Annotated in this window: 13 protein-coding genes; 1 reads left to right on the top strand and 12 read right to left on the bottom strand. The window is 63.4% G+C overall.

Features of this window, described 5'->3' with window-relative positions; translation table 11 throughout:
- The 12 genes from ACQPXH_RS05515 to ACQPXH_RS05460 form a co-directional block, all read right to left on the bottom strand.
- Positions 1-1,161, bottom strand: coding sequence for a lipase family protein (locus ACQPXH_RS05515; protein ID WP_433603316.1), 1,161 nt, complete (start codon positions 1,159-1,161; stop codon positions 1-3).
- Positions 1,162-1,411: 250 nt separating this feature from the next.
- The gene (locus ACQPXH_RS05510) at positions 1,412-1,975 is read right to left on the bottom strand and encodes a hypothetical protein (RefSeq protein ID WP_433601244.1); all 564 of its coding nucleotides are present in this window, start codon (positions 1,973-1,975) and stop codon (positions 1,412-1,414) included.
- 12 nt (positions 1,976-1,987) lie between these two features.
- Positions 1,988-3,166 carry an MCE family protein gene (locus tag ACQPXH_RS05505; RefSeq protein ID WP_433601243.1) on the bottom strand — a complete coding sequence of 393 codons (1,179 nt, stop codon included), beginning with the start codon at positions 3,164-3,166 and terminating at the stop codon, positions 1,988-1,990.
- The gene (locus tag ACQPXH_RS05500) at positions 3,163-4,242 is read right to left on the bottom strand and encodes an MCE family protein (protein ID WP_433601242.1); all 1,080 of its coding nucleotides are present in this window, start codon (positions 4,240-4,242) and stop codon (positions 3,163-3,165) included. Before ACQPXH_RS05500 ends, ACQPXH_RS05505 begins: the two co-directional genes overlap by 4 nt.
- Complete coding sequence (locus ACQPXH_RS05495; RefSeq protein ID WP_433601241.1) at positions 4,239-5,339, bottom strand: MCE family protein; 1,101 nt, start codon at positions 5,337-5,339, stop codon at positions 4,239-4,241. Before ACQPXH_RS05495 ends, ACQPXH_RS05500 begins: the two co-directional genes overlap by 4 nt.
- Positions 5,339-6,343, bottom strand: a complete 1,005-nt coding sequence (locus ACQPXH_RS05490) for an MCE family protein (RefSeq protein WP_433601240.1) — start codon at positions 6,341-6,343, stop codon at positions 5,339-5,341. Before ACQPXH_RS05490 ends, ACQPXH_RS05495 begins: the two co-directional genes overlap by 1 nt.
- Positions 6,340-7,362, bottom strand: coding sequence for an MCE family protein (locus ACQPXH_RS05485; RefSeq protein WP_433601239.1), 1,023 nt, complete (start codon positions 7,360-7,362; stop codon positions 6,340-6,342). The genes ACQPXH_RS05490 and ACQPXH_RS05485 overlap by 4 nt, the downstream gene beginning before the upstream one ends.
- A gap of 4 nt (positions 7,363-7,366) precedes the next feature.
- Positions 7,367-8,830: an MCE family protein gene (locus tag ACQPXH_RS05480; protein ID WP_433601238.1), complete on the bottom strand. Its 1,464-nt coding sequence runs from the start codon at positions 8,828-8,830 to the stop codon at positions 7,367-7,369.
- Between the two features lie 6 nt (positions 8,831-8,836).
- Positions 8,837-9,700, bottom strand: a complete 864-nt coding sequence (locus tag ACQPXH_RS05475; RefSeq protein WP_433601237.1) for an ABC transporter permease — start codon at positions 9,698-9,700, stop codon at positions 8,837-8,839.
- A gap of 1 nt (position 9,701) precedes the next feature.
- Entirely contained in the window at positions 9,702-10,562 is an 861-nt protein-coding gene (locus tag ACQPXH_RS05470; RefSeq protein ID WP_433601236.1) for an MlaE family ABC transporter permease, read from the bottom strand.
- Entirely contained in the window at positions 10,559-10,747 is a 189-nt protein-coding gene (locus ACQPXH_RS05465) for a hypothetical protein (protein ID WP_040695727.1), read from the bottom strand. Before ACQPXH_RS05465 ends, ACQPXH_RS05470 begins: the two co-directional genes overlap by 4 nt.
- A complete protein-coding gene (locus ACQPXH_RS05460; RefSeq protein WP_433601235.1) occupies positions 10,747-10,971 on the bottom strand; it encodes a hypothetical protein in 225 nt (74 codons plus the stop codon). Before ACQPXH_RS05460 ends, ACQPXH_RS05465 begins: the two co-directional genes overlap by 1 nt.
- Before the next feature lie 870 nt (positions 10,972-11,841).
- On the opposite strand from ACQPXH_RS05460, the gene ACQPXH_RS05455 reads away from it, so the two are divergent.
- A complete protein-coding gene (locus ACQPXH_RS05455; RefSeq protein ID WP_433601234.1) occupies positions 11,842-12,648 on the top strand; it encodes a carboxymuconolactone decarboxylase family protein in 807 nt (268 codons plus the stop codon).
- Positions 12,649-12,928 lie beyond the last annotated feature (280 nt).

Raw genomic sequence — 12,928 nt, 5'->3', positions numbered from 1 at the left:
TCAGCAGGCCACAGGCGCGGGCTCACCGCGCATCCGGCCCTCGAGCCACTGCAGTACCTCGGGGGCGCCCTGTACCGCCGCGGACAAATGCTCGGGCGCGGACACCTGCATCGTCTGCAACCGCACCCCGGCGCCGCACCACCGGCGGTCGGTGTTGCCGATGGAGTCGACCGGAATCAGCGGGTCGGCCGGCGAATGCCATTCGAACATCGGTATTTCCGGCACCCCGGGATAGAGTTCCAGACTGTTCTCCTCCACTACCGACCGCGCGGTACGACTATCGATGAACGAAGTGCTGGTGACGAATTCGCGAGCGCTGCCGTTGGCGCCCATGAAGAGGATTTCGTTGGTGCAACTGTTTGCCATGGCGCCACGGAGCGCGAGGCCGCGCGGGTTGAGATAGGCACCGGTCTGTATCTGGTCCGGGTACTCCCGCTCCAGACCGATCGCCGCCGCCATGGCCAGTCCGAAGGCCGGGTGCGGCTCGAGGCCGAGCCCCTGCGCCATCGACACCAGGTTCTCCGGGACGCCGCCCATGGCCGCGCCCTGGAGCTGCAGCTCGGGTGCGTACGACGGCTGCAGCACTGCCGCCCATGCGGTGGCCAATCCGCCACCGGAGTACCCGGCCAGCGCTACCGGGCTGTGCTGTACGGCGAGGTCGGGCAGCCGTTTCACCGCCCGGATGCCGTCCAATACGATCTGACCACCCAAACGCGCTGCTCCGAGGGCGAACTGCGGTCCGAGATGATCCGGCAGCGCGATACTCCACCCCCGCTGCAGCACCGCGTTCAACATCGACACTGTCGTCCCCAGATTCAGATCGCCGCTGTACAGCGTGTGCGATACCGCGCAATTCGTACCGAGCGAATTGATGAAATGCTGATACGACAGCAACGGAGCGTCGGCCTGATGGAGCAGTGGGGTTATGACCGTGGTGGTCGCCGCGATCGGTCCACCGTGCGAGTCGGTGGACCGGAACTTGACCAGTGTGGCAGTGGCACCGGCGAAGAGGGGCACCGGCGGCAATGCCCGCACCTCCAGCACGTCACCGGGGCTGTGCGCGCCCAGATCCGCCGGAGCGGCGTAGAACGGGTCCGGATCGGGCAACGGATACGTCGGTTCCGCGATGGCCGGCGGAGCCAACAGCAGCGCGAGCGCCACACCGCCGAATACGCCGAGAGCATGGGACCAACCGCAGTGGCTGCGGCGGAGACAACGAAGAATCAGACGAGTCAAGATCTCTACCTCCACGAGTTGTGCGGGGCATCCATCGACTAACCGGGCTGAATTCGAGTGCGATCGTTGGCAAACTTACAGCGACATACCGTTAAGGAACCGCAATATGTCGAAAAATGGCACTTCATCCGCTTGGTGCACGGAACAGATCGATCTCATCGGATATAGGTGTCGACTAGGACCGCGGCGGGATGGCAAGTGGGGAGTTCACCTTATTGACCAGCCAGCGGCCGTCCACCTTTTCCAGGCGCATCACCATGGATAGCTGACCGGGAGCGGGTTTGCCCTGGGTGCCCATGCTGGTGATGGTCTGGCCTATGACGACGATCGCCTCGGCGGAGGTGGTGTCGCCGGATTTGATCGCGCACTGGACGTCGTTGACCTTGGAGACCACTTCGCCCTGGGTGAGGACGTCGCGCAGTTCCTTGCTGGTGCTGTCGAACTGCTTCTTCCAGTCGCCGGTGGCGCCGTCGAGGACACCGGCGAAGTATTTGTCGAGACTTTTGGCGTCGTAGTCGGCGAGTACAGGTGCGTATCGACAGGCGGCGAGACGGGCGTCCTCGTGGGCGGTGACTATGGCCTTGTTGTCCTTGTTCTGGAGGTAGAAGAAGACCGTGGTGGCTACTGCGGCGGCGAGCAGTAGTGCGGCGGCGGCGCGGTAGGCGATCGCGGTCCGCTTATCGGGTGTGCGGAGGAATGCAAATCGTTCGGCCGCTGTGTCGATCATCGGCTCGCTCATAGCTTCTCGTTCCTATCTGCCGGGTGCGGGTCTGGAGAGTTCATTGCCGGTGACACCGGGCGGCGGGCCGGAACCGTTGTCCGGCACATTCGGACGTGGTGCGTTCGCCGAACCGCGAACCTGCAGTGCGGGATTGGTGGTGATGCAGTAGTTGTAGAGCCGCACTCGGGTATCGACCGTCTTGTCGGTCGGCACCACGGGGATCGTGTCGTAGTCACAGGTCGGGCGCGGCCACGGATCGACCATGGTGTTGAAGGCGTTGTCGTGCGCCGGAATTCCGATGGCCTCCGAACCCGCGCGCAGCGCGGGGAATAGCGCTTCGATGGCCGGTTGACGCAGCTTGGCGGCCTTGGTGATGGCGACGAAGTTGGTGATCAGATTGGTCATCGGGTCCTGTGTGTCGTGCACGATGCCGCCGAGGGTGGCCAATTGGCCGGGCCCGAGTTCGAGGAATTCGCGCACTTCCTGATCGGCCGCGGTGAGCTGCTGGAACAGTGCGCTCGAACCGGTGGTCAGCGTGGTCAGATCGGGTTGGGCGTGAGTGGTGGTTTCGGCGATCACCTGCAGGTTCTCGATGAGTCGCTGGGTTTGCGGAAGTAGATCGGTCAGTCCGGACATGGCCCGGCTGATTCCGGCGACCATATTGCGCAACCGATCCGGACCACCGGCCAGCGCCTTGTCGAGTTCATCGATGATCACATTGAGTCGCGCCGGATTCATCCCGCCGATCAGCCCGCTCATATCGGTGAGCACCGACTGCACCGTCACCGGTGTGCTCGTGGCCGACCGATCGACGATCGAACCGTCGGACAGATACGGACCGCTGTCGGAGTCGGGGCGGAAGTCGAGGTACTGCTCCCCCGCCGCCGAAAGCCTGCCGACCGCGACGGTGCCGCCCACCGGAATCTTTGCGGTGTCATTGATTTCGGCGACGGCGGCGACACCGTCGCCGGATACCCGGACGTCGACTACCTTGCCGACCCTGCTGCCGCGGAAGGTGACGTCATTGTTCGGTGCGAGTCCACCGGAACTCTTCAGCTCGACCCGGACCCGATAGGTGCTCGGCAGCGGATTGATCCGCAGCACGGCCGCACCGAGATATGACATGCCGAGAATAAGGACGACGATCAGACCGATATTCGCCACCGCGATCCGATGCCGAACCAGCCAGTGCCACAGCGGAATATTCATCGCCCACCGCCCTGCAACCGCCCGATGACCTTCTGGATCACCTCGGCCAGACTGCCGATGAATGCGGGTACATCGCCGATTTCCGGCCAGCGGCTACCCTTCGGATCGGTGAGCGCACCGATATCGAGATAAGAAACCGTGGCGGCGACCGCAAGCACCGGTCCGTCATAACTGGCCATGACATCGGGATAGATGGCGTGCAGCCCGTCCAGCGTGCCCGCCAGATTGTCGCCCATCTGGGTGAAGCCGGACATCAGCCGCTGGATGCTGTCGAACAGGCTCAGGAATTCCGGGCCGGTGGTATCGGTGAAATCACCGAGCGCGGACATGGTGACCGAGACCTTGGCGACGAGGTCGGCAATACTCCTGTTGTTTTCGGCGACCAATCCGATCAACGGTGGGAACGTATCCGCGGCAGCACCCAATTCCGCCTTGCGCCTGGCCAATTCGCCGGTGAGCGCATTCAGTCCGGAGAGCACGCTGTCGACGTCGGCAGTGCGTGCGTTGAGTGCCGCGAGCACATCGGTCATTTCGGTGATCAGATGTGCCAGCTGTGGCGCCCGCCCGGCGAACATCGAATTCATCTCGGTGGTTATCCGAGCCACCTGATTGAGCCCACCACCGTTGAGCAGCATGGAGATCGACATCATCAACTGTTCGACCGACGCGCCGGTACCGGTGTGGTCGGGCGCGATGGTGTCGCCGGGGCGCAGCATTTCGGTGCTCTCCTGCTCGGCGGGCAGCGACATGGCGACGAACATGTCACCGAGCGGAGTGGCCTGACGCAGTTCGGCCGTGGTGCCGCGGGGCAGCTGGATATCCTGCCGAATCTGCATTTCCACATCGGCGAGGAAATTCGTGGTGCTGATCTTGGAGACCATGCCGATTTCGGTTCCACCGATCTTCACGTGTGCATTCGCGGGCAGGTTGAGTGCGTCCTCGAAAACGGCGTGCAACTCATAACCCGGTCCGCCGATACCCGGCTTGGGCAGTGGCACATTGTCGACCGTAACCGCACACCCCGCCGAGGCGACAACCACCATCGCCGCGACGAAAGCCGAACGCGCCGCCCTCATTTGGTGATCCCGAGCAGTGCGGCGGTCAATCCGAAGTCGGGGCCGAAGTCCTGGATCCTCCCGGTTCGGCAGCCGTCGAGGCGCAGCTGGATACGCTCACAGAACAGCGAAAGCGCCTCACCGTCGAGCACCGCTTTGTCCAGCAGACCGTGCAGGCGCAGTGCCCGGTTCTCACGGCTCACGGCATTCGAGAAGTTCTGGAAGAAAAGCGGTGTCACATCGGTGATTTCGGTGAGCCCGCGGGCATTGGCCCGCATCTGCGCGGTCAATGTCGTGAATCGGGTGAGCGCACCGAGCAGTTGTTCGCGGTTCTGGCCGACCACGGTCGAGGTATTGGTGACGAAGTCGTTGAGCTGGGTGATCACCGCCTGCAAACCCGGCGCCTGCTCCCCCATCAGTTGCACGAGTTCGGTGAGCCGCCCGCTGAAGTCCCTTACCGTCTGGTCGTTCTGGGCGATGATCTCGGTGATCTCATTGAGTTTGACGATGGTATTGGAGACCTGGTCGCCATTGGCGAGGGTGACCTCGAATGCGGAAGACAGATCGTCGAGCGTTTCGCGCAGCTTGTCACCATTGCCGTTCAGCAGCGGAAACAACACCCGGCTCGCCATCGGACCGGTTTCGTTGTCGCCCTTGAGAGCCGCGCCGAGCTGATCGAAGGTTTCCAGAATGCGGTCGAGTTCGACCGGGGTACGAGTCCGGGCGAGCGGGATGTGCTGGCCGTCGGTCAGCACCGGACCATTGCCTTCGTAGGCCGGGGCGAGTTCCACATGCCGATTGGTGATCAGTTGTGGTGAGACCAACGCCGCCATGGCGTCGGCCGGAATTCGCACGCCCTTATCGATGGACATGGTGACTTCGACGTAACTGCCCTTGGGGATCACGGTATCGACCCGGCCGACCGGAACACCGAGCACCGCGACGTCATTGCCCGCATAAAGGCCGGCGACATTCTCGAAATCGGCACTGATCTGCAGATGGTCGCCGAGATACTGATCGGGCAGTGCGGTGAGGCTGTCGGGTAGCAGCGAACAACCGGTCGCCACCGTTACGGCGAGGCCGAGCACCGTCGATTTCAGCAAGGTACCCATCTTCATCAATTGCACCCCTGTACGGCTTGGGCGAAGCACAGCCAGTTGTCCGGGAATACCCACGGCGCCCACACATCGCCGTACGGGCCGTTGCCGAGGGCATTGTTGAACTGCCGCAATGCGACCGGCATGATCTCGTAGAGCGAATCGAGGTTGTCCCGGTTCTTTTCCAGGCCCTCGGACATGGTGTTCAGATTCTGGATGAGCGGGCCGAGCTGATTCTGGTTCTCCAGGCCCATGTCCTGCAGCAGCCGCGACAGGCTCGCGACATTGTCGAGCAATTGTTTCAGCAGGTTCTGCCGCAGTGCGACGGCATTGCCGATGGCCTCGCCGCGGGTCAGCAGCACCAGCACGCTATTGCGGTTGTCGGAGGCCAGCTCGGCCACCTGATCCATGCTCTTCAGCAGTATGTCCACCTCGTCGCGGCGATCATTGATCACCTTGGCCAGCGCGCCGATGCTGTTCAGTGCCTCGACGGTGAGCTGCGGAGAGTCACCCATCTGCCGGCTGAGCACATCCAGTGACTGCCGCAGTTTCGCCGGATCCAGGCGTTCGATGCGCTCGAAGGACGATTTGTAGTTCGGATCCCGGATGACCTTGCCGAGGTTGTAGGGCACCGATGTCTGCTTCAGCGGAATGCGGTTGTCCGGCAGTCCTTTTCCATTACCGGGCACCAACTCGACATGCAGCTTGCCGAGGATGGTCGTCATCTTGATGGCAGCCGAGGCGTCCGGACCGAGTCGAAGATCTTTGCGCACCTTCAGATCCACGACGACCTTCGCGCCGTCGAGTCGCACGGCACTCACCGAGCCGACCTCGATGCCGGAGACATCCACCGATGCTCCCGACCGCAGCCCCGCCGCCTGCGCGAATTCGGCATGAATCGTTTTATCGCCGAGATGCGCCTGCGATAACGCACTCGAGCCGACCAGCAGCACGACGACCGAACCCGCCGCGAGCAGTCCCAGCCATAACAAGCGATTGCGCAGCCGAGCCACTGATGCCGTCATCGGCAGACCTCCGAATGAGAATTGCCGCCAACCTGCGAGAACAACCCGGGTGGCAGCAGCACGCCCCACAGCGAGACGTCCAGCGAGCAGATGTAGGCGTTGGCGTATGCGCCGTAGCCGGTGAACCGGGCGAGACCATTGAGGACGGTCGGCAGCTCGACCGCCGCCTGATCCAGGGACGCGCCATTGAGGATCAGCAGGGCGACACCGCTGGTCGCATCGTTCTGCGCCCGAGCCAGATTCGGCTTCACCTGACCGATCAGCGCCGCCAGCGAATCAGTGGATTTCGCCACCGTACCGACCGACGACTTCAGCGATTCGCCCTGTGCGTAGAGCGATTCCACCAGCGAACGCGCCTGCGTGATCAGGGTTTCCAATTCACCGCTGCGATTGGCCAGGCCCGCGATCACACTGCTGAGATTGCCGATGACATCGCCGAGAATCTTGTCGCGCTGACCGAAGGTGCCCGCGAGTTCAGCAGCCTGGGTAATCAGCGCACTGAGCGAGACATTGTTGCCTTGCAGGGCCTGGATCAGGGTCTCCGACAGCGAATTGACCTGATCAGGTTGCAGCACACTGAACAGCGGTTCGAAACCCGACAGCAGCGATGACACATCGAACGACGGTTCGGTGCGTTCGACGGGAATCGCGGATCCGGCGGTCAGCACCGCACCCTCGTCCTTGCCCGGAACCAATGCGATATAGCGTTGGCCGATCAGATTCTGGTAGCGCACAAGGGCTTTCGTCGTCGTGGTCAGCCGCTGATCGTGCTGGATACGGAAGTCCACGCGCGCCCGGTAGTCGCCGTCGAAATCGATGGCGTCGACCCGCCCGACCCGCACACCCGCCATCCGGATGTCATCGCCGACGCGCAGTCCGAGCACATCGGTGAAAGTGGCCGAGTACGAGTCGGTATCGCCGGCTACCGAACGCTGCAGCGTCGACCAGATCGTGTACGTCAACAGCACGGCGACCACGGCGAACAGACTGAATCCGGCCAGCGCTTTCTTTGATTTCATGTACTCACCGCCCTTCATCCGGTGCGGTGTCGTACACGGTCACCGAGCCACCGGCCAGTACCGGAGCCAAGAGCAGGTACTGCGCGGTGGTCGGCCGCCCGCCGACGATCGCGGCGGCAGCATCGAGACCGCGCAGATTCGAATTCGGCTGGGCGGGTTGATCCGTCGCAGCGGCGGGCGCGGCGATACCCGGAATCGTCGGCAGCCCCGGAATCGTCGGCAGCCCTGGAATACTCGGCAGCCCGGGATTACTTGGCAGGCCGGGCATACTCGGTAGGCCGGGCATACTCGGTAGGCCGGGAATACTCGGCAGCCCCTGCGTCGGAGCAATGGGCGCGGGTCCCGCGGCGGCCAACCGCTGCGGCATCAGCTGCGGCGGAAACTCCTGCGGCGGCGCGACATCCGGCACCGTACTACCGCCACAGCGCGGACCGGCCATTGTGCCGTAGTGCGGACAGTCCTTGGCCGTGTACTGCTGGAACGGCGTGAAGCTGACATCCATCTTCCACACCATCTGCCGGCTCGGTCCGAATCCGAAGGTCGTGCGCACCCGTTGCAGCGCGGCATTGAAGTTGGCGGCGGTATCCGGGATGGCCTGCGGATCCCTGGCCAGACCGCCGAACAGGCCGTCGAGTCCGACGACCAAGTCCTTCCCGGCGTCCGGATTCCGCGCGAACAGCGAATTGACCGAGTCGACCGCGCCGCCGGCATTGGTCAGCAGTGCGACAAGGTTGTCGCGCCGCTCGGTGAGCGTGCGTGCGGTGGTCACCGAATCCGACAGCACGCCGACCAGCTCCGGCGCCGAAACGCTCAGCGCCGTCACGGCCCGACCGAGGTTGCCGAGCAGATCGCCGATGCCGGGAGTCGCGTGCACCTGGGTGAGCCAGGTATCGAGGCGTTCGATGGTGGAACCCGGCACCCGCGCGGCGGGATCGAGTGCGTCGGCGAGGGTTGCGAGCACCCGGCCCAGCTTCTCCGGCTGGATATGGTCGAGCACATCGCGCAGCACACTGAGCGTGGTCTGCAACTGCACGGTGCCTTCGCTGGTGTCCTCGGGAATCCGGGCTCCCGCCCGCAGGGTTTCGGTGGCGTGCCCGTTGTCGACGAGTTCGATGGCGGTCACGCCGAAGATATTGTTGGGGATCACCCGGGCCGTGACAGTCGCCGGAATAAAGCCCGCCACAGCCGGTTTCAGATCCAGGGCGGCATCCTGACGTTTGCCCTTGGCGACGACATCGACATCGGCCACAGTACCGACGACCATGCCGCGGAACTTGACATCGGCATGGGTCGGCAGCCCGTCACCGGTACTGGTGAGCACCGCGACAACCGGGACCTTGTCCTGGAAATAGCCGGTATAGCGCAGGCCGAGCAGGTACAGCAGCAATGCGGCCGCCGTAGTCATGGCTATTCCGGCGAGCGTGAGTTGACGTACGGTGGGACCGCGCCCACTTGGATCGAGCAGCATCGCCACCTACCCCGAAATCCGGAATCCGGGGTCGATTCCCCAGATCGCAAGGGTCAGAAACAGATTCACGAACACCATGACGACGATCACCATCTTGATCGCGCGGCCGGCCGCGTGGCCGACGCCTTCCGGACCACCGGTGGCGATATAGCCGTAGTAGCACTGGATGAAGGTCGAAATGAGTACGAACACCACGACTTTGACGACCGAGAACAAGACATCGATACCGTTGAGGAACTGGAAGAAGTAGTGGTCGTAGGTCCCGGCGGAGGTGCCGCCGAGGAACAGCACGGACAGCTTGGTCATCAGATACGCAACGGCGAGACCGACGCTGTAGAGCGGAACGATGGTCAGTGTCGCGGCAATCATCCGCGTGGTCACCAGATATGGAAGTGGCCGGATGGCAATGGATTCCAGCGCATCGATCTCCTCGGAGATCCGCATCGCACCCAGCTGCGCGGTGAATCGGCAGCCCGCTTGGATGGCGAAGGCCAAAGTCGCAAGGATCGGGCCGATTTCGCGCGTCGTCGCGAAACCGGAGATCGCGCCGGTCAGCGGATTCATGGTGAGCAGATTCAGCGCGGTGTAGGACTCCATGCCGACGGTGATCCCGCCGAATCCGCACAGGATGATGACCACACCAACCGTGCCGCCGCCGACAATGAGCGAACCATTGCCCCAGCCGACATCGGCGGTCAGCCGCAGCACTTCCTTGCGATAGTGCCTGAGCACGAACGGAATTGCCGCCACCGCTCGACAGAAGGTGATCGCCTGGTGGCCGAGCCGCCGGTTGGCCTGAACCGGCACACTGACGACCGCGCCGACCGCGCGAAACGGCTTCAGCGCGGGCGGGGTGTATCGGGTGCCCATCTCAGATCACCTTCGCCGGGAAGAGCGTGTTGTAGATCTGGGTGATGATGATGTTCGTCGCGAACAGCATCAGCGCCGAATTGACCACCGCCGCGTTCACCGAGTTCGCGACCCCACCCGGACCGCCCTTGGTGTGCAGTCCGATATCGCAGGCGATGATTGCGGTCAGCGCACCGAAGATGGCGGCCTTGACCAGTGCGATCACCAGATCGTTCGCCACCGCGAAGGAAGCGAAAGTGCTGATGAACGAGCCTGCCGTGCCGCCCTGGGCGTACACGTTGAACATATAGCCGGTGGCGAAGCCGACGAACACCACGAATCCGCACAGCAGGATGCTGACCAGGATCGCCGCCAGCAGTCGCGGCGCGACCAGCCGGCGCACCGGATCGACGCCCATCACCATCATCGCGTCGATCTCCTCGCGAATGGTGCGGGAGCCGAGATCGGCGCAGATGGCCGAACCGACCGCGCCCGCGATCATCAGCGAAGTGACCAGCGGCGCACCCTGCCGAATGATGCCGAGACCGCTGACCGCGCCGATGAATGTCGTCGCACCAACCTGATTCACCAGCGCGCCGACCTGGATCGACACGACAACGGCCACCGGGATCGCGACGAATACGGTCGGTGCGGCGGAAACGCTCGCCATGAACGCGCACTGCTTGATGAACTCGTGGAACGGGAAGCGGCGCACGAATATCGCGCGCAGCATCTCGATGAAGGCATCGCGCATGAGCCGTACCTGGCGCCCCAAGGTCTCCAGCGACCGCTGCGGATGCCGTTGCCACAGGCCCTTCAGATCCTCGACTGCCCGTTCCAGATCTGTTGGCTCAGTAGGTCTTTCGGTGAGTCGAGTGCTCATGCCGACTCGCTGAGTTGATGCTGCAGCAGGACGAGGAGATAGCCGACCACGGCGATACCGGCGACGGCGGTGCTGAGCACGGCGAGCCAGAGCCCGAATCGCAGCACCGGATTGACTTTCATACGCCCCCCGAGGATCTTGACGCCGATCACCAAGATGTCGATGAGCCAAACCAAGATCATCATCAGGTCATGCACACATTCGAGAAGGTGAGCACCGGCCAGCACACGATCGAGCCGAGGAAGGATATGACCACGTCGATGCCGTGCATGCGGTGCAGATGGCTGGTGTGGGTCAGTGTCCAGATGAGGCCGACGAGCCCGTACGGAATGGCGAGAATGATGAGGGTGCCGAGGAATTCGGAGACCTTCATCTCGTAGCTGAATATTCGATCCAGCTTCTTGAGCATGCGCCTGTGTCCTTTCCCCCGCCGCCCGAGCGGCACAGCCGGACACACGCCGAGGCGCGACATCGCTGCGGCGAGAGTGCGGCCGATCATGCTGCGATCGGTCGGGTATGGGTGCGTATGTTACGCATGATTCCTTCGATTGCGGAAGAACTTTGCAACACTTACAGCAGAGATTATCGGCTGCGCACGCTGTACAGCGCGCTACACTTGGCTGATTCAGTACAGAATCTGCAGTAACATACCCCCTACCGTTGGTAGGCTCGCCTACATGTGAAAGACCTCCACCCCTGACCGCATCCACCAAGCATTGACCAGCCGGTCCAGGACTCCCCCGCCCGAACCAGCACGGCCGACGCCCCGGGAACTGCTTCCCCAGCACGAGGACCTGTGGGATGTCCTGCGCGACGACTACCGGGCTGCCCTCCTGAGTCGGACCGATCTCCCGAACTCGTTGGAGCCGTGACGCATATGTCTCGACCACCGGGAAACGAAATCTCGCCTGCCATCAGAACACTGCTCGTCGCCTTCCACCAAGACACCTGGATCAAGCTCGAACTCGCCCCGTCGGACAGCCGCCCGCTGTGTGAACTCCCGGACGGCTCCCTTTACAAGGTCGGCGAAGACGGTGGCCCACCGAGCAGAAACCCATCCGATTGAGGTCGCACAAATCGAATGCCTACCTCGCATAGGTTGCGGCTTCTGCGCGGTGGTCACTGGCTCTGCGACAGCCTTGGACTCCGAGATACGCCCATACGGTGAAAGGGATTTGGCGGTTGTGGTGGGTGGTCAGGGCGCCAGGTCACGGCTTATGGCCAGCCGGGAGAATCAGGGCTTGCATTGGAGCACACTCCAACTTCTAGAGTTCGGTGCATGACCAACGCACAGGGCTCTACCAGCAATGATCGTTTCGAGCGCGGACTGGAACTGCTTCGGCGGGTCGGCGGGCAGGAGCGGCCCGCGGTGCTGGACAGTCTCGCGGATATCGCACCGGACCTCGGGCGGTTGACCGTCGAATTCGGGTATGGCGACATACTCTCGCGGCCGGGGTTGACGTTGCGGCAGCGGCAGCTGGCGACCGTCTCGGCACTGGCTGCGATGGGAAATGCCGTGCCGCAGTTGCGATTCCACATCGACGGCGCGCTGAATGTGGGATGCACGCGGGAGGAAATCGTGGAGACGCTGATCCATGTCAGCGTGTACGCGGGGTTCCCTGCCGCGCTGAACGGACTGGGTGCGGCGCGCGAAGTGTTCGACGCCCGTACCGATCTCCCCGCACCGGCCGCACCGGCACCGGCACCGGCCGGTGACCGGTTCGAGCGTGGGAGCGCCAAGCTCGCCGAGATCGACGGGCACGCGGGCGAACAGGTCATCGCCTCGCTGCGCGATATCGCGCCGGATCTCGGGCGCTACATCATCGAGTACAGCTTCGGCGATATCTACTCGCGTCCCGGCCTGGACCTGAAGACCCGTGAGATGGTCACCGTCGCCATGTGCACCGCGCTCGGCACGGCGGCGCCGCAACTGGGCGTGCACATACACGGCCTGCTGAATGTCGGGGGCACCCAGACCGAAGTCGTCGAAATCATCACGCAGATGGCGGGTTACGCCGGATTCCCGGCCGCACTCAACGGAATCACAGTGGCACGCACGGTTTTCGCGGAGCGCTCCAGCGACTGACGCACCTCGACCGGCAGACAACGCCCCCGCGATTCGCCTGGGCAATGTCGCCTGCACCCGAGGCCTTTCGGCCCCATCCCGGTGCGGCACTTCTGCGGATAAGCGCCGCACCGGAACCCCCATCAGGGCCGCGGGTTATCTCTCAGCTGTGCGTCGGAAGCAGTGCGCGGACGCAGCCAGATATTGGCGGCAGCGGGCGCCGTGTCCAGCATGAACGGAGAGGATGAATCGAGCCCGGTCATCACTGAGACCCACCGGCTCTTGATTGCAGTCGCGGCTC

It is taken from the genome of Nocardia sp. CA-135953, from assembly GCF_050955735.1.
Classification (GTDB): Bacteria; Actinomycetota; Actinomycetes; order Mycobacteriales; family Mycobacteriaceae; genus Nocardia.
This window is presented reverse-complemented; position numbering and strand designations above follow the sequence as displayed.